At 34.6% G+C, this 21,495-nt stretch carries 15 protein-coding genes; 7 read left to right on the forward strand and 8 right to left on the reverse strand.

Annotated elements, in window-relative coordinates; genetic code table 11:
- The first annotated feature begins 141 nt into the window (after positions 1-141).
- From ACM55I_RS00055 to ACM55I_RS00070, 4 genes are all read left to right on the forward strand, one after another.
- Positions 142-1,209, forward strand: a complete 1,068-nt coding sequence (locus tag ACM55I_RS00055; RefSeq protein ID WP_416844755.1) for a sterol desaturase family protein — start codon at positions 142-144, stop codon at positions 1,207-1,209.
- A 158-nt stretch (positions 1,210-1,367) separates the two neighbouring features.
- Positions 1,368-2,441, forward strand: a complete 1,074-nt coding sequence (locus tag ACM55I_RS00060; protein WP_416844756.1) for a formylglycine-generating enzyme family protein — start codon at positions 1,368-1,370, stop codon at positions 2,439-2,441.
- A gap of 69 nt (positions 2,442-2,510) precedes the next feature.
- On the forward strand, positions 2,511-4,163 hold the full coding sequence (locus tag ACM55I_RS00065; protein WP_416844757.1) for an arylsulfatase: 1,653 nt from the start codon (positions 2,511-2,513) through the stop codon (positions 4,161-4,163).
- A gap of 260 nt (positions 4,164-4,423) precedes the next feature.
- Positions 4,424-6,964, forward strand: coding sequence for a PAS domain S-box protein (locus ACM55I_RS00070; protein ID WP_416844758.1), 2,541 nt, complete (start codon positions 4,424-4,426; stop codon positions 6,962-6,964).
- 81 nt (positions 6,965-7,045) lie between these two features.
- On the opposite strand, the gene ACM55I_RS00075 is transcribed toward ACM55I_RS00070, so the two are convergent.
- From ACM55I_RS00075 to ACM55I_RS00090, 4 genes are all read right to left on the reverse strand, one after another.
- Positions 7,046-7,456, reverse strand: a complete 411-nt coding sequence (locus tag ACM55I_RS00075; protein ID WP_416844759.1) for a BrxA/BrxB family bacilliredoxin — start codon at positions 7,454-7,456, stop codon at positions 7,046-7,048.
- A gap of 98 nt (positions 7,457-7,554) precedes the next feature.
- Positions 7,555-8,706: a lycopene cyclase family protein gene (locus tag ACM55I_RS00080; RefSeq protein WP_416844760.1), complete on the reverse strand. Its 1,152-nt coding sequence runs from the start codon at positions 8,704-8,706 to the stop codon at positions 7,555-7,557.
- 35 nt (positions 8,707-8,741) lie between these two features.
- Complete coding sequence (locus ACM55I_RS00085) at positions 8,742-9,209, reverse strand: thioredoxin family protein (RefSeq protein ID WP_416844761.1); 468 nt, start codon at positions 9,207-9,209, stop codon at positions 8,742-8,744.
- Positions 9,210-11,471, reverse strand: coding sequence for a TonB-dependent receptor (locus ACM55I_RS00090; RefSeq protein ID WP_416844920.1), 2,262 nt, complete (start codon positions 11,469-11,471; stop codon positions 9,210-9,212).
- Positions 11,472-11,577: 106 nt separating this feature from the next.
- On the opposite strand from ACM55I_RS00090, the gene ACM55I_RS00095 reads away from it, so the two are divergent.
- From ACM55I_RS00095 to ACM55I_RS00105, 3 genes are all read left to right on the forward strand, one after another.
- Entirely contained in the window at positions 11,578-13,449 is a 1,872-nt protein-coding gene (locus tag ACM55I_RS00095; protein ID WP_416844762.1) for an Nramp family divalent metal transporter, read from the forward strand.
- Positions 13,450-13,538: 89 nt separating this feature from the next.
- Entirely contained in the window at positions 13,539-14,192 is a 654-nt protein-coding gene (locus tag ACM55I_RS00100; RefSeq protein ID WP_416844763.1) for a metal-dependent transcriptional regulator, read from the forward strand.
- 40 nt (positions 14,193-14,232) lie between these two features.
- Positions 14,233-14,649 (forward strand): hypothetical protein, encoded by a 417-nt coding sequence (locus ACM55I_RS00105; RefSeq protein WP_416844764.1) that lies wholly within the window; start codon positions 14,233-14,235, stop codon positions 14,647-14,649.
- Between the two features lie 160 nt (positions 14,650-14,809).
- Here the strand turns inward: ACM55I_RS00105 and ACM55I_RS00110 are convergent, their stop codons facing one another.
- The 4 genes from ACM55I_RS00110 to ACM55I_RS00125 form a co-directional block, all read right to left on the reverse strand.
- On the reverse strand, positions 14,810-17,263 hold the full coding sequence (locus tag ACM55I_RS00110) for a PAS domain S-box protein (RefSeq protein WP_416844766.1): 2,454 nt from the start codon (positions 17,261-17,263) through the stop codon (positions 14,810-14,812).
- Between the two features lie 132 nt (positions 17,264-17,395).
- On the reverse strand, positions 17,396-17,917 hold the full coding sequence (locus tag ACM55I_RS00115; RefSeq protein WP_416844767.1) for a YfiR family protein: 522 nt from the start codon (positions 17,915-17,917) through the stop codon (positions 17,396-17,398).
- Between the two features lie 74 nt (positions 17,918-17,991).
- The gene (locus ACM55I_RS00120; RefSeq protein ID WP_416844921.1) at positions 17,992-20,853 is read right to left on the reverse strand and encodes a TonB-dependent receptor; all 2,862 of its coding nucleotides are present in this window, start codon (positions 20,851-20,853) and stop codon (positions 17,992-17,994) included.
- Between the two features lie 509 nt (positions 20,854-21,362).
- Entirely contained in the window at positions 21,363-21,494 is a 132-nt protein-coding gene (locus ACM55I_RS00125; protein WP_416844768.1) for a FeoB-associated Cys-rich membrane protein, read from the reverse strand.
- Between the last annotated feature and the right edge of the window lies 1 nt (position 21,495).

A 21,495-nucleotide genomic window follows, 5' to 3' on the forward strand; every position in this document is an offset into this window, starting at 1 on the left:
TTTAAAATTATACATATGAAACTAATAGATTTTCAAATAATAGGAAAAAAAATTGTCGTTGGGGCAATTGTGTTTTTAGTTCCGCTAGTTATTTTGGCTGGGGGATTAGCATTAATAAATCAATTTTTAAAATAAAAAATCATGGCAATAGATCAAAATTTAAAAAGAAAATTAACAAGAGATTTGAGCATCAGTCTTTTGTTGTACACGCTGCCAGTGTTGGCCATTTATCTTTATTTCAAACTAAATAATGGTATCGTTAGCGAATCACATCTTGTATTACCATCATTTTTAGAATTTACAAAACCCGCATTCGAGAATATCCGCACTTGGGGATTAATCGCTTTTATGTTGGTTTTAGGAGTTATCGAATTTGCGGCAGGTTTATACGATGACGAATGGACAGGAGAAGAACGCAAAATAGATATTATTTGTTTTCTTGCGCCAAAATTGCTTTTACCTCCTGTAGTTGCTTTTTTTAGCTTAACAGTTTTACCGTATTTAATTCCAAATCTTCAAAACACACTTTCTTGGGTGCCTTTTTGGGGAGCCTTTTTCCTGATTGCCGTAGCCGATGATTTAACGCAATATTGGTACCATCGTTTGCACCATCAAGTGCCGTTTTTATGGCGTTTTCATAGAACGCACCACTCGGCTCCTTATATGGGAATGGCGATGCTTTCGCGACAAAACTTCATTTACACGGTGTTTTTCTCTCAAATTTACTTGACGGCTACTTTAACGTTTTTAGGTTTAGGATTACCGGCTTTATTTGTTCTGGTTATAAAAAGTTTCATCACATTGGGTGCACATTCGAGTATTGCTTGGGATAAACCATTCTATAAATACAGAATATTACATCCTATTGCTTGGGTTTTGGAGCGTTTAATTTCGACTCCTGCCACGCATCACGCACATCATGCGGATACTAGCGGAGATGGGATTGGTCATTTTAAAGGCAATTTCGGAAATATGTTTTTCCTTTGGGATGTGATTTTTGGAACGGGCTTGATTACTCGTAAATTCCCAAAATCGTATGGAATGAAATCATACAAACAAGAAGAGTGGTATGCACAATTTCTTTGGCCAATATTCAAATCTAAAAAAGAAGGTAGTGCTTTAGCAGCGGGTGTTCTTGCAGTTCCAATTACTAAAAAAAGTAATCCCGTTTTTCCGAGTACAAGTTATTATGAACAAGTTCAATCCTAAAAAATAATAAAACAGTTATCACTTATCCCTAGTAATTATTTGAAAATGGAATTAAGTTAAGGATTATAATTCCTAACAAGTTTTTTAACCTGTTAGGAATATTTTTTTAAACACAATGATATTTAAAAATCGGGTAAACTAAAGATGAATATAAGAACATGAAAATATATAGTTTAATTGCAGGAATTGTTTTGTCGGGTTTATCCTCTTTTGCACAAGAAAGCAAAGGTGTGATGGTTGCTACAACTAGCTGTCAAGCTATGTGCAAGGCAAATACTTCTAAAAAAGCATTGTTGTTGGAATCTATTGGAAATGCTTCCAAAGAAAATGGGACTACTTCAACAAATGGAATGGTTTGGGTAGCAGGAGGAGATTTTAATATGGGAACCAATGATTATCCTGATGCAAAACCAGTTCATAAAGTGAGTCTAAAAGGATATTGGATGGACGAACACGAAGTAACGAATGCCCAATTTACGGCTTTTGTAACAGCCACTAAATATGTAACAATCGCAGAAAGACCATTAAATCCGGATGATTATCCAGGTATTCCGCTAGATAAATTAGTGCCAGGTTCGGCTGTGTTTTCGCCACCAACAGGCAAGGTTTCTTTAGAGAATATGCAACAATGGTGGCAATATGTGCCAGGAGCCAGTTGGCAACATCCTTCAGGGCCGGAAAGCAGTATCGCAGGACTTGAAAATAATCCTGTGGTCCAAATTAGTTATCTAGATGCTCTGGCGTATGCAGAATGGGCAGGAAAACGACTTCCTACGGAGGCTGAATGGGAGTTTGCCGCCAGAGCAGGAAGACCACATACCAAATATTATTGGGGAACAGAACTTAAACCAAACGGTAAATGGGTGGCCAATATTTTTCAGGGAACTTTCCCTAATAATAATACAGCCGAAGACGGTTTTGTAAGTGCAGCTCCAGTGAAATCTTTTCCCAAAAATCCTTTTGGAATTTATGATTTAGAAGGAAATGTATGGGAATGGTGTAGCGATTTATACCGGGATGATTATTATGCAACTAGTGCTAATGATAATCCCAAAGGTCCTTTAACGAGTAATGATCCCGAAGAACCCGAAGTAGAAAAACACGTTCAAAGAGGTGGTTCCTATTTGTGTAGCGACCAATATTGCATTCGATATGTGGCAGGAAGCCGTGGCAAAGGAGAAACGACAAGTGCCTGTAATCACTTGGGATTTAGATGTGTGAAGGATAAATAATAGAAAGGAATAAAAAATAAGTCTTCGGATTTATAGTAAATATAAATAAGATTTTAAAGAATTAAAAAAATGAAGAGAACAGTTATAACCCTAAACTTTTTAATAGCGGTCGCTTTTTTAGGTCAAGCCCAAAATAAAATGACTACCGAAACATCAAAACCAAACGTCATTCTGATTATGGTAGATGATATGGGATATTCTGATTTGGGAAGTTATGGGTCAGAAATTAGTACTCCTAATTTGGACAAATTGGCTAAAGAAGGATTGATTTTACGGGAGTTTTATAATAATTCGATTTGTGCACCCACCAGAGCTTCTTTGTTAACTGGACAATACCAACATAAAGCGGGTGTTGGTTATTTTGATGTGAATTTAGGACTGCCCGCCTATCAGGGTTTTCTCAATAAAGAGTCTTTGACTTTGGGAGAAGTTTTTAGAAGCGGCGGTTATAGCACTTTGATGTCGGGAAAATGGCATGTGGGTTCCACAGATCCTGCTCAATGGCCTAACCAAAGAGGATTTGATAAATTTTATGGAGTTTTGAAAGGAGCAGCCAATTATTTTGATGTAAAACCGCTACCTTTTGGAAAAACGGGATATCCAGTAACGCTTTTGAAAAATAATGAAAAGCAAAATCCAAAAGATGATTCCTATTATTTTACAGATGAAATAGGGAAAAATGCGAATGAATTTTTGGAGGAACAAAACAAAGAGCATAAACCTTTCTTTTTGTATCTCGCCTTTACAGCACCGCATTGGCCACTGCAGGCCAAACCAGAAGACATTGCTAAATACAGAGGTAAGTTTGACAAAGGTTGGGATGTGTTGAGAGAAAACAGAATCCAAAAACTAAAGGAAAATGGAATCATTTTACCGGGTCAAACGATAGCTCAAAGAGACTTGGAAGTGCCAGAATGGGATAAATTGACCTATGATGAAAGACAATTCTGGAAAGCCAAAATGGAAGTGTATGCCGCTATGGTCGATAACATGGACCAAAATGTTGGGAAAGTTTTAAAGAAATTGAAAGACTTAAAGAAAGATAAAAATACAATCATTGTATTTATTTCTGATAATGGAGCGCAGGGTGGTTTCAATACGTATAATCCGCTTAAAAGAGGTTTGGTGAAAAATGACGGACCCGTTGGAACTTCAGGTTCATTCGATTATCAGGAACAAAATTGGGCTTCACTCTCCAATACCCCTTTTCGTCAATATAAAAACGATATGCACGAAGGAGGTTTCAGTTCTCCTTTCATAGCTTGGTTTCCTTCCAAAATTAAAGCAGGAAGAATTGATAAAGGAACAGGGCATATTATTGATTTGGCACCAACATTTTACGAGTTGGCAGGTATTGAATATCCAAAGAAATACAATGGATTGAAAACCAATTATTTGGCAGGAAAAAGTCTTTTACCAGTCCTATTCAACGGAGATTCCGAAGTGAATAGAGGTGAACCTTTGTTCTGGGAAAGAGCGGGCAACAGGGCTGTGAGAGATGGAAAATGGAAGTTGGTTTCTACTTATCCAAAATACAAATGGGAATTGTACGATTTGGAAAAGGATAGAGGTGAAACTCAAGATGTAGCCGATAGTAATCCTGCTATTGTTAACAAACTTTCGACTTCTTATAACGAATGGGCATCAAAAACAGGAGTTGTAGAGTTTAGTAAAATTAGCCCTGAAAACGAAAATATACCAGGAGCTGCAAGTAGAAATTAATTATTTTTTTAAATATATAAGAGAAGTTACTTTAGGGTAGCTTCTCTTTTTTTTTATCCTAAAGATTGTTATAACACCTTGGTATATTTGTTTGGTTTTGGATACAAATATTTCTTTTGCGGAGTAGTGGGTTGTTCAGAGTAGATGTGTAAAAATCGTTTTTGCTAATTGAATATAATTCACTAACTTTCATGTATATATGTAGATGATTATTCGGTTTGTTGCCGTTAATAAATGTTAAATTTAACGCCATTTTTACCATGAAAATTTCCTTTGAAAAAAAAATATTGCTGGGGTTTATTATCAATTTACTAGTTGTCATTGCTTCAGGATGGGTTTTTATTTCGCGGCTTGACAAGCAAAGAGATCAAACAAATGATTCTGTGTTAAATTGGATAGAACTTTCCTTATTTGTCCTTTCTATTGTTTTACTGACCATCGTCTATTTTATAATTAAGGCGCAATTACGTGCTAAAAATATTTCCCAGAACTTACTATTAGAAAACAAACAACTGCTTCAATCTATCATTGATAACACTTCGAATCCTATATTTATTAAAAAAATAAATGGAGAATATGTATTGATTAATAAACAATTTGGATCTTTATTTCAAATCCTGAATGAAGAAATAATAGGGAAAACAGACCATGATTTTTTACCAAAAGAAGTGGCTGATGTTTATCGAAATTCTGATCTTGAAGTGGTAAAAGCATTACGAGAACTAAAAACAGAGGAAACTATCCAACAATCGGATGGTCCTCATACTTATATCGCGGTAAAATTTCCTTTGTATGATTCAATAGGAAGGATTTATGCTATTGGCGGAATTTCGACGGATATCTCAGAAAGAAAGAAACTAGAAGACTCGTTTAAAGCGGCAGATAAATTCTTTAACATGTCATTAGATATTATGGTTATAGCCTCAAAGGATAAATTTATAAAGGTTAATCCGGCTACCAGTAAAATCTTAGGGTATTCAGAGGAAGAGTTATTGAGTAAACCCTTTCTGGAATTTACGGTCCGTGATGATATTGATGTCACAAAAAAAGAAGTTGCTAAACTTCAGACCGGTATCTCAACAATAAATTTCGAAAATAGATATATCTGTAAAGACGGGTCAATAAAATGGCTTTCTTGGTCAACCTATCCAGACCCCTCAACCGGATTGTTGTATGCAATTGCAAGCGATATTACGGCTAAAAAAGAAATTGAAGACTCTTTGGTCGTTGCCGATAAATTTTTCAATATGTCTAATAACTTGCTTGTCGTCTCAAAAGGAGAGTATTTTATAAAAATAAATCCAGCGTTTACTAAAACACTGGGTTACACTCAAGAAGATATGAATACCATAAAATTTACGGAATTAACGCATCCTGATGATAAGAATATTGCCGATGAAGTATTGGCTAAACTTCTAAAAGGGGATGAAATTGTAAATTTTGAATATCGTGTTCGTTGTAAAGATGGAACCTACAAATGGCTAGACTGGCATAGCACTATTGATATACAGCAAGGCATAGTGTATTCTGTAGCACGTGATATTACTGACAAAGTTAAAGATGAACAATCTTTAAAAATAGTTAACAGTTTTTTTGAGATGTCATTTGATGCTTTTTTTGTTGAAAAAGGAAATAAAATCATAAAAATTAATCCTGCTTTCACTAAAATTTTGGGGTATAATCAAAATGACTTAGAGAAAATATCACTTTTAGATCTACTGCATCCAGATTATGTGAAAATTGTCAGTGAAAGAAGGGAAAAGCGTTTAAAAGGAGAGCCAGTAGAGGCAGATGTTATATTCCCTTTATTGTGCAAAGACGGTTCTTATAAATGGACTGAATCAGTGATAGCAACGGATGTTAAAGCGGGAATGATATATGCTGTTTTACGTGATATCAGCCAAAAAAGAATTGATGAAGAATTGTTAAATAATTACACGGAGAAATTAAAAGAGAATGAAAAACAAATACAAACCATTTTTGATGGCGCACCCGATCCGGTTATCGTAATTGATGGTGAAAGCAATATCTTAAGATGGAATCCAAAGGCGGAATCTGTTTTTGGATGGAAAACAGCCGAAATTATTGGGAAACCTTTGTATGAATTCATTATTCCAACTCAACATCGAGAATCCCATAAAAAAGGGATGGACCATTTTTTAACTACTGGAGAAGGAGCTATCATAAATAAAACATACGAGATAGAAGCGGTTAATAAAGCAGGAACTGAATTCCCGGTGTCTATTAGTGTTTCACCAATCAAACTGGGCGAAAAATATCTTTTTATTGGTTTTGTAAGAAATATAACTGAAAGTAAAAAAATCGTTGATGAATTGTATGAGAATGAAGAAAAGTTACGATTGATTTTAGAGAATATCAGTGAAGGCGTTATTGTTGCCAATGCAGAAAGGAAAGTAGTAATGGCTAATTATATGGCCAATGAGATTTTTGGAATTGAAGAGGATGATAAAATATCGTCTAATTTGACGGATCATTTTGAGCTGTATTTTCCTGATGAAAAAACGGTCTTTCCTTCCCAAAAATTACCAATGGAACGCGCATTGGATGGAGAAGAAACAAATGATGTTGAAGTTGTTCTTTGGAATCCCGTTGCGCAACAAAAGAGAAGGGTCCTTATTAGCGGCAGGCCATTAGTGGATCAGGATAATAATGTGGTTGCGGCTGTTGTTACTATAAAAGACATCAGTAAGTACAAACAAATGGAAGAGGAATTGAAAGAAACAGAATTAAAATACCGAAAGTTGATCGGTTTTAGAAAAGGGGGCGACACAGTTACTTAATGTTTTCTTTTGAGAAATAGGTATAAAAAAACCACGATTCAGCGAAAGTGAATCGTGGTTTTTTATTTCTTTTTTGTTGAATTAACAATACTCGTTGAAAGCATCTTTTAGGTTCTCAGCAATTAATTCTGCTGGGCGACCTTCAATGTGATGACGCTCTAACATGTGAACTAATTCTCCGTTTTTGAATAAAGCCATACTTGGCGATGATGGAGGAAAAGGGAACATATGTTGTCTGGCAGCGTCAACTGCATCTTTGTCAACACCTGCAAAAACAGTAATTAAATGGTCTGGTTTTTTTGCCCCATCTAAGCTCATTTTTGCTCCCGGACGTGCGTTTCTTGCAGCACAACCACAAACTGAGTTTACTACCACTAGTGTTGTACCTTCAGCTTTAATTGCGTTTTCAACTGCTTCAGCACTATGTAAATCTTGAAAACCTGCAGCTGTTAATTCAGCTTGCATCGGTTTTACCATTTCTTCTGGATACATATTTTTTATATTAAAATTGATAATTTCAAGTTACAAAGTTACAAAGTTTAAAACCAACACGTTTATTTGTGCAATAAAGTTTTGTTATAGTTTGATTGTTATTTCATTGTTTTGATAATAACATGACATAGGGCTTTAATAAATAGCATTTTAGGACATTTTAAGATCACTTGAATGTCCTCTAAAAGACTCGTTTCTTCGTCCAAGAATTTAAAAATCAACGTAGGATTTCCTTTTTTGAACATGGACGAAAAAATAGTGCTTCCCAATTCATTTTTTCGATCTAAAATATCCAAAAGCAACAAATCATAAAACCAGAATTTACTCTTTTTATGGAACTTGGTAAAATCAGTCTCCGTTTGTAGAAACGAAACCAATTCGGTAGATTTTTTATCCGAATTTTTAAAAGTATAGCCGGTGCTGGCTTTGGTCCAACCGCCGGAAGTTCCTATATTGATGACGTTTTTAGTGTTCAATTTCCAAAAAGGATAACAGGTCATAGGAATACTTCCCTGTTCTTTTTCTATGATTTCATAATTAGTGATACCAAGATTTTGAATGTATTTTTTGATTTCAGTTTCATATTCCGCTTTTTCAAGATTATTGTGAGAAAACAAAGTATATTCCAGTAAAGCTTCGGTTCTGGAAGCAGGCAACACATACATAAAGCGCGTATTTCCTCTTTGCTCTACCGAAAAATCCATGAAAGTGGCTTGTTCTGGATTAAAAACAGGCTGTTCGCTTTTTATAAACCAACCAATGAAATGCTGTTGTAAAACAGGATATTTAGTTTGATTTTCTACTTTTCGTTTGTTGTAAATACTATTGAATACTTTAGAACAGGAGAAACTTTCCGCATCAGTTTGTATCAGAATTATGTTTTCCGATTCTTCGATTTCTAATACTTTTTGATTGACAAAAGTGATGTTTTCTTGTTTCGAAATCAAATCAAACACTTGGTTGTAAAAGCCCAAACCTTTCACCATATTGTAGTGATACGGTTTTAAATCTAAATCCCGACGAAAGTCTTCATTGACAAATAAAGCCAAATTCCATTTTTTAGAAATTGAATCTTCCCAAAGAGTATCATTTTTATCCCAAAAACACCAAGTTCTGTCGTTCGCTTTTTTAGTGTTTTCATCAATAAGCAAAATACTTTTGTCTTTGAATTTTCCCGAAAGCACCATTTTATAAACGGTCATCAAGGCAGATAATCCGGTTCCGGTAAAGATGTAATCGAAGTGTTTCATTGGAAAATTTGACAATTACACCAAAAATAGACATTTTATTCTTTTAGTTTCTCTAAAAGAAGTTTAAACTCTTTTGGTTTTATGTAGTTGTTGTCTTGAAAAATGATTTCGTTTTCGCTGTTTAATACACATAATGCGGGATAATTCAGCTGTTTGTTGATGGTTCCCAGTTGCATGGCGAGTTCATGAATTCCGGAAGTATTCCCCGTGGATTTGAATTTAAAAGTAGCATTATTAAAAGTAATGGTCCGTTTTTCTTCAGCATTAAAAGCAATAAAATAAAAAGCAGTGTTTAGTTCCTTTATGATGTTTTCGTTCTTGAAAGTGGTGTTTTCCATCGCATGACAAAATTGGCACCAATCCGTATGAATAAAAACGATAACGTTCCTTTTTTCAATATGTTGCAAGCTATCAATTTGCTCAAAAGAGACCACGTTTAGCTGTGCAAAACCAGACGGAATTACCAAAAATAAAACCAACAGTAAAAGAAGTTTTTTTCTCATTTACTTTAAATTATAACGCAGTCCAAAAAAGCTGCGAATACCTTGGTTAGGACCATAAACATAAGTAGTGTCAAATGTCAATCCGTACGGGTTTTGGGATGTAGCCAGCACTTGCCCATTAGAATCGTACTGTACATTTTTGTCAAAAGGATCATTAGTTCTGGAAATCAAAAAGGGGTTGTTTTGTTTTGGAAGAAAATTCAAAATGTTTTTAATTCCGGCATAGAACTCAAAATTTTTACAACCGGAATAGGTCAGTTGGATGTTTTGTAAACTATACCATGGCGAATTTGGACTTCGAGGATCTAAGGCACTTAATAAAGGCAATTTCATTGGTCCGTATACATTTCCGGTATAATCAATATTCAAATCAATGGTTTTTATTTTATAGGATACGCTCCATGTTGCCGTAAATTTTTCGGTTAGAAAGGGCGTTTCTTTTACTCCGTTTCCAACATTTTTATTATCAAGAAAGGAAGCTCCTGTTATAATTTTTAATCCGTTAGGGAAATTGACGTCTATATTGGTGCTAATTCCTTGGCTTATCGCATATCCGTTGATGTTGTCATAAATTATTTTATTGGGATCCGTGTTATAATCGGAAACAATTTTATTGCTGAATCGGGTATGGAAAAGGGCCGTTTCAATTCCTATAAAGGTACCATTGCCGAAATTTATTTTTTTGATGTAGTTCAAATTTGCGTTTACGGATTGTTCCGGTTTCAAGTTGTTGGCCACTATAATTTCCCGAGCACCCGTTAAGGCTGCATGGTCTTCGGTGAATAAATTCACAACTCTAAAACCCGTTCCAGCATTCAGACGAAGAATATTATTGTCATTTAATTTCCATTTATAGGCTAATCGTGGGGTCAAAATACTCCCGTGAAAGGAGTTGTAATCGTAACGCATTCCTAATAACAGTTTGTGTTTTTCAGTGAACGTGATTTCGTCTTGGGCAAAAATTCCGGGTAGCCAAGTTTTCTCCGGGTTGTTGTTTCCAAGAGCTGCCGTCGCAGGAGTATTGTCGTCATAATAATTGTAACGTGCTGCCAGTCCCGTGAGCAGGTCATTTTTCCCTGTTTTCTTGTCCCAGGTTAATTGCAGAAAACCAATTTTTTGGTTGGCAATATAGTTTGTCAGGCCGTAACGACTGTCTTGATAATGGACGTTTCCAGAAAATGAAAGCATCAATTTCTCTTGAAATGGCAATTGATAACTTCCTATAAGTTCCGCACGTTTGGTGTAGATGCTTTCACCGTAAATTTCGTCTCCGCCACGGTATTTTTTCTCCCAGCGCATATCTCCTCCAAAACGATCTTCATACACAGCACGTGCTGCAATAGTGAATAATCGGTTTTCTTTTCTGTCAAAAGTCCATTTTTGAAAAAGCGAAATTCGGTCGGATAGCGAAACATCGGTAAAACCATCCTTATCGTTGTCAATTCTATTGTTGTACTTGAAATAATTTAAGCCTAATAATGCTGTTGCTTTCTTACCAACATTCAATTTTACGCCTAAGTCGACATTGGTTTCCAACCAAGAAGTACTAAAAATATCCGCGGAAAATAAGGGTGCATTTAGTGGGTTTTTAGTGATGATATTAATTAAACCACCCACAGCTTCGCTACCATATAAGGAAGATGCAGGCCCTTTTACGATTTCGATTCTTTCTACCAAGGAATTTGGAATTCCGGATAATCCGTAAACGGTTGATAAACTGCTTACAATGGGCATTCCGTCTATTAAAACCAAGGTGTAAGGCCCTTCCAGTCCGTTAATGTGAATGTCACCGGTATTACAAACGCCGCAATTAAGCTGCGGTCGGACTCCGTTTACGTTTTGAAGTGCTTCATAAATACTTGCGGTAGGATTTTTTTTGAAAAATATAGGAGAATAAACTTCAACAGGAACAGCACTTTCTAATCTTTTTACCGCTTTCAAAGTTCCTGAAACAACGACTTCGTTGAGTTGGTTCTCCGTATTGGAGAGTTCAAAATCCACAACTGTGCTTGCGTCTTTTTTGATACTAATATTTTTTCTGGATGTTTGGAAACTGTTGGCTGCAACTTGAATTTTATAAGTGCCTTCTGGGATATTCTCTAATCTATAGTTGCCTAAGCTATCGGTTTTAGTTTTATAATTAGTTCCCATTATAACAATACTTGCACTAGGAACCGCTTTTTTTTCTGATGAAACGAATCCTGAAACAAAAGTTTTTTCTTGCGCATAACTGAAGTGTACAACAAGAAAAACAAACAACATAAATATTTTTTTCACAATGCTTAAATTAAATTTAGACAAATCTAAAAATTAAATTTTGCAAAACAAATTTTTTAATTACTTTTGTATCAATAATTTAAAATCAGCCATGGGGAAATCTTTAGAAGAAGTACACCAATCGGTTTCTACTCAAAATAAAAAATCAGTCTTCAGAAAAATATTAGCCTTTTTTGGACCCGCTTATTTAATCAGTGTTGGTTATATGGATCCCGGGAATTGGGCTACTGATATTGCCGGCGGAAGCCAGTTTGGTTATGCTTTGCTTTGGGTTTTATTGATGAGTAATATGATGGCGCTTTTGCTGCAAAGTTTAAGCGCACGTTTGGGAATCGTAACCCAACGCGATTTGGCGCAAGCCTCACGGGAAACCTACTCGCCATTTATCAATTACATTCTATACTTTCTGGCCGAAATCGCTATTGCCGCCTGTGACCTTGCCGAAGTATTAGGAATGGCAATTGGTATCAATTTATTGTTTGATATTCCACTTATTGAAGGGGTGATAATAACCGTTTTAGACACTTTTTTATTGCTGTTTTTAATCAACAAAGGCATCCGGAAAATGGAAGCTTTCATTATTGTGTTGGTTGCAATCATTGGGTTTTCCTTTATTTTTGAAATGATTTTTGCACAGCCGGAAATGGGGAAAGTTATTTATGGATTGATTCCTTCAATGCCTAACGAAGCAGCGCTTTATATCGCTATCGGGATCATTGGGGCAACGGTTATGCCACATAATTTGTACCTGCATTCCTCATTGGTGCAAACCAGAAATTTTGATAGAAGCAATGCCGGGATTAAGCAGGCTTTAAAATACAATTTCATCGATTCCACAATTGCATTAAATCTAGCCTTTTTTGTAAATGCCGCTATTTTAATATTGGCTGCAGCCACATTTTATAAAAACGGCATGTTTGAAGTCGCCGAAATTCAAGATGCACACCGGTTTTTAGCACCACTTTTAGGGAGCAAATGGGCACCAATATTATTCGCCGTGGCTTTGATTGCGGCAGGACAAAGTTCAACCGTTACCGGAACATTAGCCGGGCAAATTATTATGGAAGGCTATTTGAATTTACGAATCCAACCGTGGGTTCGAAGAATAATCACCCGATTAATCGCCATTGTTCCAGCCGTAATTGTAATTTCCATTTTTGGCGAAAGCGTCACAGGAAAATTACTGATTTTAAGCCAGGTAATTTTGAGTTTGCAATTGGGTTTTGCAATTATTCCGTTGATACATTTTGTAAGCGATAAATCAAAAATGAAAGGATTTCACATTGGTAAGGTTACCCAAATTGCTTCTTGGATTGTTGCAACCATTATCGTTTCGCTGAATGCCAAATTAGTTTTTGATGAAATTAAAGGTTGGCTCGAAACTTCTGATAATCCAATTGTATTATGGTTTACAGTAGTTCCTTTAGCATTTGGCTTCTTGATTTTGTTGCTTTATATTGTATTCAAACCATTTATTGTCAAACCAAAAACTAGGATTCTAAACCATTCGCCACACAATTTAAAATTGCAATTTTTTAAAACTGCAATCTACAGCAAAAAGAATATTGCTGTTTCAGTAGATTTTTCCAGCGCTGATGAAGTAGCATTGAATAACGCTTTTCAATTGGGTGGAATCGATGCGAAATACACTTTAATTCACGTGGTAGAAACCGTTGGAGCACTTGTTTATGGCGAAAATATTGATGATCATGAAACTTTAATAGACGAGAAACTATTAAACGAATACAAAGAAATGTTGTCAGAAAAAGAATTTAAAGTCGAAATACAATTGGGATTTGGAAAACCAAATAAAGTCATTCCTACCATTATCAATGAAGGAAATTTTGATATCTTGGTTATGGGAACGCACGGACATACTGGATTCAAAGATTTAATCTTTGGAACTACCGTTGACAAATTGCGACACAAAATAACGATCCCATTACTTATCGTGAAAAATTAAATTCCTGTACTAAATTTGTTTCAGTATCAGGAGCTATAGGAGCTAAGGCATCTGAAATCAAAAATCAATAATCTTCAATCTCAAATCAAATGACTTTTTCAGAAGAAAATTATCTTAAAACCATATTTCATCTAACGATTCTTTCGGATTCAGAAATAAGCACTAATGCCATTGCTGAAATGATGGAAACTAAAGCATCATCCGTAACAGATATGCTCAAGAAATTAGCCGAAAAGGATTTGGTTAATTACAAGAAATACCAAGGGGTTTCTTTAACAGAACACGGAAAAATAACGGCCAAAATGATTGTGAGGAAACACCGTCTTTGGGAAGTTTTCTTAGTGGATAAATTAGACTTTTCCTGGGATGAGGTTCACGATATTGCAGAACAATTAGAACATATAAAATCAGAAAAACTGATCAACAAACTTGATGATTTTCTAGGAAACCCCACCGAAGACCCGCATGGGGATCCTATTCCGGATGCCAATGGGCGCATGATTAAAATTGAAAAACAGTTGCTTTCAGAGTTGCATGAAAATCAAACGGGAATATGTGTAGGTGTAAAAGACACATCATCTGAATTTCTTAAATATTTAGATAAACAAGGAATCGCATTGGGTTCTAAAATTGAAATCATCAGTAAAGAAAGTTTTGATTTGTCTCTGAAAATAAAAGTGGATCACAAGGATTTAACCATTTCGAATAAAATTGCGAGTAATCTTTTTGTAAAAACTACGTAACCAAAAGGACTATATTTGGTATAATTAAAAGAAAAATCAAATGAAAAATAGTCTCTTAGCCTTTTTACTGATTTTTTGTATTTCCGTTTTTGCTCAAAACACCAAAAAAGAAAATATAAAATACGTGAAAATCACCCAAAAAATATGCCTTAAAAAAACAGGGTATCAATTGGTTTTGAAAGCAATCATTTCTGATTCCCGTTGTCCGGAAGGAGTTACTTGCGTTTGGGCTGGAGAAGCTTCAGCAGTTATTTCTGTTTACAAAGATTCTGAATTAGTTGAGGATAAAACCATCATTTTTTCTGTTAAAAATGAGGAAAAAAACAAGGAATGGTTTGCTAAATATTTGCCGGAAAAACAAAGAGAAATAAAAAAAAGCAGCGTTTTTCCTTATCCAAAACAAGGAGTAACTGTTGCTAAAAAAGACTATTATATCAAAATTGGGTATTTGAAATAAGCCTTGTGCCAACAGTAATTACAGCGATTTTTATTATTTATTAAATGAACTTAAATTCCTTATATGGTAAAAAAGATAAACCATATAAGGAATTTAAGTTCATTTAAGTTTAAAAAAGAGTTTAGTATTCTATGTTTAATTGATAGTGTAGTGCTGTCTTTTATCCCTTTTTAAAACCAATTAATTTTCGGTATTTCTGCTCGCTTTCTTCTAAAGCAACCTCAAGTTCTTTGTAATAGGTAATGTCTTTTATATTAGCAACAGCGGCTATAACGTAGTTGTTTTCGTCGATTATTGGTCTGCCGCTAATGATAACTCTTTTTTTTGCTTTAGTTTCAGAATCTTCAATTATTATCTCAACATCATCCGTAGATTCTCCTTTTAGTGCTTTTTCCAGTGGAAGATTCTGGGCAGGAAAAATGGTTTTTTCGTCAGGATAATACAATTCATATTTAGTGGACCAATCAAGAGTTGTTGGGGCAGTAGCATCTTGTTTTATTCCTATAATTTCTTCCGCCATGTGATTCGATAAAACAATTCTTTTTTGGTTATCCGTCACAATAATTCCTTCGCCAATATTTTCCAGAATCAATTTCAGTTTTAGTTCATTAAGATGCACTAATTTGTCGGCTTCTTTTTTTTCATTTTCCATTTTTTTTCTCAGTGAGATATCTTTGATAAAAGCAATGAAAATATATTTGCCTAAAATCGTTGCTTGTGATACAGTTAGCTCAATATCAAACTCGAGATTTTGTTTGTTAAGTGCTGTAGTTTCAAATGTTTTATTAAGAACTGGTCCTTCTCCAGTATCTATAAAATGTTGAAGCCCTTTTAAATGATTATCTCTATGTTGTTTTGGCATAATTAATTCGTGCATTCGTTTGCCTAATGCTTCTATAATTGTCCAACCAAATATTTTTTCAGCTTGTGGATTCCATCGGATAATGATTCCTTGATCATTTATCACAATTAAGGCATCAGGCGCCTCATTAAATATGGTTTGTAATTGGCCTTCGCTTTCTTTTAATTTTTGTTCGGCTGCTTTTCGTTCCGTAATATCTCTCATAATAGATTTATGTCCGGTTATTCTATTCCCTTCTCTTAACTGCATTACCGTTTGTTCTACCCATTTTTCTTCTCTGGATTTGGTTAGGATGGGAAATGAGAATAAGGTTTCATCTATTTTATTTTTAAATTGGTCAAAATAGAATTCAGCCACACGATCTCTCCACTCCGGCGCAACGATTTCTGAAAAATGTTTTCCAATAATTTCATTTTGTGCGTAACCCGTTAGTTTTTTGCAGGCAGGATTGATATAGGTAAAATAACCTTTGTAATCAGAAGTATGGACTACATCACTTATGTTTTCTACGATTTCACGGTATTTTTCCTCGCTTTTGCGAAGGGTTTCTATAGCTTCGGCTAATTGGGCGGTACGTTCTGTGACTTTTCGTTCCAGTTCCTCATTTAGGTTTTTAATTTCGGTTTCTGAAGTTTTTCGTTCTGTGATATCATGAATAACCAAAACACCGCCAGTTATTCCACCGGCAGGATTTTTTAAAGGTCTGGCAGTTACAATTACAGAAAGACCCTCCGGTTTTTTGTAATTTTGGATAAATATTTCCATATTATTCACTTCTTCACCATTTAATGCTTTTACCAAAGGAAGTTCATTAGTATTAAAAACTGATTTGGAATCGGGCATAAAGAAGCCATAGGTTTCAGCCCATCGCTCTATAGGAATATCCATCGGGCCAATTCCAATTATTTTCTCACTGGCAGCATTCCAGAGGATAAATTTTTTATTCTCATCAGCAACGATTAATCCATCACCCATATTTTGTATCACTGACTGTAAAAGGGTATTTTGATTATTCAGTTGTTCTTTGGATTGTGCGACTTCATTGTCTCTTTTTTCAATGTTTTCCAGCATATTATTAAGTCCCAAGGAAAGGATGCTGATTTCATCTTTTCCTTCAACAATCATGCGGGTTTTATAATCACCGGTATCTTTTATTTGTTGTATTACTGTTACCAAATTTAACAAGGGTTTTGAGATGTATTTTTTAATAATCATGGCAATTAAAAAAGCAAGTCCGATTCCGACAATTAATAATACGATTCCCAGACGCAAAACATCCATTTTTATTTTATTCAATTCCGATAGTTCAAAGTTGATACAAACTAATCCTATTGTTTTATTGTCTTTTTTGATTTTGCTGTAAACAAAAAGATTTTTATTGGTAAACAGGAAACTTTTTTGCTCCATTGCAGGCACAACAAATCGGAATTTAGGATTGGCGCCCGGTTTAGTGTAGGATGCAAAAACATGCCCTTTTTTGTCGAGTATACTCGCATTTAGAATGTCGTTTTGTACAGCTAATTCGGATAGGATTTTCTTTGCGGCAGCATTATCCAAAAATTCAAGAGCCGAAACACTATTAAAACCTACCACTTGTGCAATAGCTATTGAACTTACCATTTTCCGATCTTTGAACCCTTTTATGTCTATTAGAACAAAAGCTGCAATACAAAGCACTAATACAAATGCGGAGGTGAAAACCTGCATGAGTACCAGCTTATTTTTAATGGAGATGTTACGTAGATTCATCATTTGTTTATTGTTTTAATGCTAAAAAATAGTACTTAGCACACTAAAGGTACTGTGATTTTACTTTTATTAAGTTTTTCTTCTTCACTCAAATTCGCTTATAAATGGAACGATACTAAAGTGTATTTGAGACGATTATTGTACAATAATTGCATGTTGCAGCAAGAAGGAACTGATTCCGATTCCGGCTTTATTTATTGCTTTTAGATTTACCTCGAATTTTAATTTATTTTCGACTATAACAAAATTCATTTGCGCCCCTTTTTTTCCATAACCATTTCGCTCTGTTACGATTAATACTGGCTTTCCTGAAAATTTAGAAAGAATGGTTTCAATTGGTATGGTACTATTGTAAGGGACAAATAGAATGTTACAAAAACTGATATCGTCCAAATTTTTATATTCCTTAATGTCAATTTTTTTAGTTTTAGGGATGTCTTGCAATGAAGCAGTAATTGGGCTTTCTTCCAGAATCGCAATTTTAAAAGTTTGATTTTTAGAATAATCTTTCCAATTAACATAATCTATAAAACGATACAGAAAAGCAGCTTTTAAAGCATATTCCTTTCCCCCGGAATTCTCTTGGGCTGCTATTGGATTTCCTCCCATCAGTATGATGATTACTCCCCAAAAAAAGATGTGATTTTTAAGTGTCATGACATTTTATTTTTAACGAAGTTTCGACGTGATTTGGAAAAATTAATGCTGTTTTATTTTAAAAAATCCTGATTTTAGAATTTATAATTTAATGACAAACTGATCAAGGTTCCTAATTGACTGAAGTGAAATCCTTGATAGGTTGTTTGAGAATAACGGCCATTGAATGTAATCAAGTTAAATTGTGATTTTACTTGAGAAGGATCATTCAAAATGGCAACTCCAACTGCGTTTTCGGCTTTAAATTTCCATTCAGGCAATACATTAAATAAATTATTCACATTAAATGCTAGTGTTAATTTATCAGTTGCTGCGAAATCTATTCCTAAATCAGTAACTATTTTTGGCGTAAACTCAGTTCTTAAATTTGAATCTAAACCTTGTTGTTTGAAAGTAGCTTTTCCAAAATAAGTGTTGTTGATGGTTAAATCAATTTTTTTAATTCTGTAATTGGCTCCCAAAATCCATTTTGTTTCGGGTCTTGAGGTAAACATTAAAGCGTTAAGTGTTGCTCCAAAATTGTTACTTGCAACAGGTGAAATTCTTTTATTTTCAAAAGTTACGTTTCCGGATAAATTAAATCCTAATGCTCCTATTCCTAATGCTATAGTATTGTAATTCATTACAAAATCTAAGCCAGATGTTCTCGAATCAAATGAATTTTCAAACCAGGCAACGCTGCCAAATTGTGTGGCTACCTTATCTCCTAAGATGATTCTGTTTGCTACTTTGATGTTGTAATAATCTATTGTGAAATTTAATTTTTTTAAAGGATTGGCACCTATTCCGACTGTTATATTAGTTGATTTTTCAGGATCTAATTTTGGGATGCCCAAAATACGTGCCTGTGCAGAAACATTATTAATTAATCCGCTAATTTGGATTCCTTGGCCTGCTACGAAGGAATATTGTGATTTTTGAGAGTAAATTTGGTGCAATGTCGGTGCTCTAAATCCGGTGGAAACGGATCCCCTTAGGATAATTTTGTCATTATAAAATTTAAATCTAGAACTCAATTTCCAAACCGTTGCTGCCCCAAAATCACTGTAATCTTCATAACGAACCGTACCGTTTACTAAGAAATCTTTAGAGAAATCATACGCTAAATCGAAGTATCCACCTAAATTGTAACGATTCCATTTGCCTGAATTTTCGGGTCTGTTACCGGAAAAGGAATCGGCACCTTCTCCATCCCAGGAAGCCTTGTCTCCTTCAGTAATTATAAAGGTTTCTGTTCTAACCTCAGAACCAACACCAACACTTATTTTATCAGATAATACTTTAGAAATATCTAAATTGCCTACAATATGCTTAAACGAAGCTCCCCCGGGTTTGAAAGAGATTGGACTATTCTCTTGGTAGATATTGACTCCGTTAGAATCTTTTATGTCCGATTTGTTTTGAGAGTTTTCTACCGTATAGGTTTGCGAATTACCACCAACAGTTATGCTGGCATCAACATTCCATCCATTCTTTATCGCTTTGTAACCTAAGGTAGCATTGTAATCGTTCAAATCTCCAGTAAATGTGGGATGATACCCTTTATAGGAAGCTACTGTGCCATCACCAAAGAAATCTTTTAAATAAGTGGGATAAACAGATGAGTTGCCCCAATTTTGTATGCTGCTATTTTCAAAGGGGTTTTTTATAGATCTCCAATAGGGGGTTCGGTAGTTGGCAAATGAGTTAACTTTTTTGTAAACATAAGCAGCATTATAATACAATTGTGTTTCATGCGATAAATTAAAATCACCGTTTACTAAAAATTTTACGGCAGCTGTTTCTGGAGAACTATTGCTGTTTCCTCCTTCAGGATTTCCTCTTAAAAAAGTATCAACGACATTTCTTCCCGTTATATTTCCTTGATTTATAGTGGCTAGCTTTGCGTTATAATCGGTTGATCCTTTGTATGCTTCAAAAACAGTATTAATTTGTACAGCTGTCATTCCAGTTATATCAGTGCCTCCAAGGGTATTATCGGTATTGACATAACTACTATATACAACAGGATTTATTTTAACGAAATCATTAAAATCTCCTTCTGCATCCACTTTTCCGGGTCTATTGGCTAAACTTACCTTTGAAAAATCTAAAGTATAATTTACAAAACCTTTGTCGCCTACAGTAGTCCCATTATTTAAACTTATACCCAACATTTCCCCATCGCCTTTTGAAGTAATACCGGTTTTTATTCTTACTGAGCCATCTTCGGTTCTCTTTTTTAAAATAATATTTATTACTCCAGCTATCGCATCAGAACCATATTGAGGGGATGCTCCATCACGAAGAATCTCCACTCTTTCGATCGCATCGATAGGTATTCCTGAAATATCAGCTCCAGTTTCCCCTTGTCCCGGAGCCGTTTGAACATAAAGTAGAGCGCTTAAATTTTTGCGTTTTCCATTTATAAGTATTAAGGTTCTACTAGGTCCCATGTTTCTAATTTCATAAGGGTCAAGTAATGATGTAGCATCATTTACAGGGGTTTGAACCGTATTAAAAGAGGGTATTTTGTACTGTAATGCCTTGTCAAAAGTTACTTGTCCAGTTGTCGTCAGGTCTTCAAATGATACTACATCAATAGGAAGTGTAGTTGTAGTGTTGCTTCTGGGTGCTGCTCGTGTTCCGGTAACCACAACTTCGTTAAGGTTTTGTCCTCCGTCTTGGGATAAAACAACATTGAGAATAGGATCAGTTGTGTCATATTCTTGTTTAGAGTAACCAAAGTAACTAAAGATTAAAGTAGCACCTTCTTTAACATTAATCTGGTATGCCCCATTGATGTCACTGGAAACGCTATTGTTTGTCCCTTTTTCGGTAATGTTAACGCCTGACATTGCACTACCAGCATTATCTATTACAAAACCAGAGATTTCTTTTTGGGCAAAAAGAAATGAGAAGTTTAATATAAATAATATTAAAATAAACGTTTTCATGATTAGTTGATATTGGCTCATTTTTATTTGAAATCAATTGCAACATAATAACTGTAAGAAGATTTCATTTAGACACTTAACACATTTTTTGTGAAAAAGCAGCCAATGAAATGAATAATCATGAAAAAAGATAGTTTGCTTTTTTCATAATGAAATAGGTGCTATATCGAGGTTTCTTGTAGTTTTCTCCTTTAAATTATTAAAAGATACCGATTACCAATTCATAGTAGTTCTATAATTCCAATTGCTGGGTAGGAGTAAAGCTAAAAGTCCTGAAATTATGTTCAAAAGGCACCTTAGATTCAAGTACAAATCAGAATTCATTTTTTTTGAAAAGTAAAAATGGAAGTGACTGATTTTGAGTTTAAAAGCACATTTTTATACTATGTAAATTTAGTTAATTTAAATCAAATAGTTTAAATTAATGCGTTGATTTTTATTTTTTTAAATCAGGCAAGATTTTAGATTTCTTCTTAAAGTTTAAAAATAAATGAATTTAAATAAAAATTTTAATGACAACCACAATCATCATCACTGCCGCAATTTTTATCTGATTTCTTCTTTTTGAAAAAAAATTTTCGGATTAAAAAAGCTACTGCAACTGCGAGTGCTGCAAAGGCTATGATTTCTTGAATATCCATA

The sequence above is a fragment of the Flavobacterium algoris genome (assembly GCF_048158525.1).
Taxonomy (GTDB): Bacteria; Bacteroidota; Bacteroidia; order Flavobacteriales; family Flavobacteriaceae; genus Flavobacterium; species Flavobacterium algoris.

Coding starts and splice junctions, on each gene's coding strand:
- ACM55I_RS00115 (WP_416844767.1), bottom strand. CDS start 17,917: ATGACACTTAAAAATCACATCTTTTTTTGGGGAGTAATCATCATACTG.
- ACM55I_RS00090 (WP_416844920.1), bottom strand. CDS start 11,471: ATGTTGTTTGTTTTTCTTGTTGTACACTTCAGTTATGCGCAAGAAAAA.
- ACM55I_RS00060 (WP_416844756.1), top strand. CDS start 1,368: ATGAAAATATATAGTTTAATTGCAGGAATTGTTTTGTCGGGTTTATCC.
- ACM55I_RS00085 (WP_416844761.1), bottom strand. CDS start 9,209: ATGAGAAAAAAACTTCTTTTACTGTTGGTTTTATTTTTGGTAATTCCG.
- ACM55I_RS00080 (WP_416844760.1), bottom strand. CDS start 8,706: ATGAAACACTTCGATTACATCTTTACCGGAACCGGATTATCTGCCTTG.
- ACM55I_RS00105 (WP_416844764.1), top strand. CDS start 14,233: ATGAAAAATAGTCTCTTAGCCTTTTTACTGATTTTTTGTATTTCCGTT.
- ACM55I_RS00125 (WP_416844768.1), bottom strand. CDS start 21,494: ATGGATATTCAAGAAATCATAGCCTTTGCAGCACTCGCAGTTGCAGTA.
- ACM55I_RS00075 (WP_416844759.1), bottom strand. CDS start 7,456: ATGTATCCAGAAGAAATGGTAAAACCGATGCAAGCTGAATTAACAGCT.
- ACM55I_RS00055 (WP_416844755.1), top strand. CDS start 142: ATGGCAATAGATCAAAATTTAAAAAGAAAATTAACAAGAGATTTGAGC.
- ACM55I_RS00110 (WP_416844766.1), bottom strand. CDS start 17,263: ATGATGAATCTACGTAACATCTCCATTAAAAATAAGCTGGTACTCATG.
- ACM55I_RS00120 (WP_416844921.1), bottom strand. CDS start 20,853: ATGAAAACGTTTATTTTAATATTATTTATATTAAACTTCTCATTTCTT.
- ACM55I_RS00065 (WP_416844757.1), top strand. CDS start 2,511: ATGAAGAGAACAGTTATAACCCTAAACTTTTTAATAGCGGTCGCTTTT.
- ACM55I_RS00095 (WP_416844762.1), top strand. CDS start 11,578: ATGGGGAAATCTTTAGAAGAAGTACACCAATCGGTTTCTACTCAAAAT.
- ACM55I_RS00100 (WP_416844763.1), top strand. CDS start 13,539: ATGACTTTTTCAGAAGAAAATTATCTTAAAACCATATTTCATCTAACG.
- ACM55I_RS00070 (WP_416844758.1), top strand. CDS start 4,424: ATGAAAATTTCCTTTGAAAAAAAAATATTGCTGGGGTTTATTATCAAT.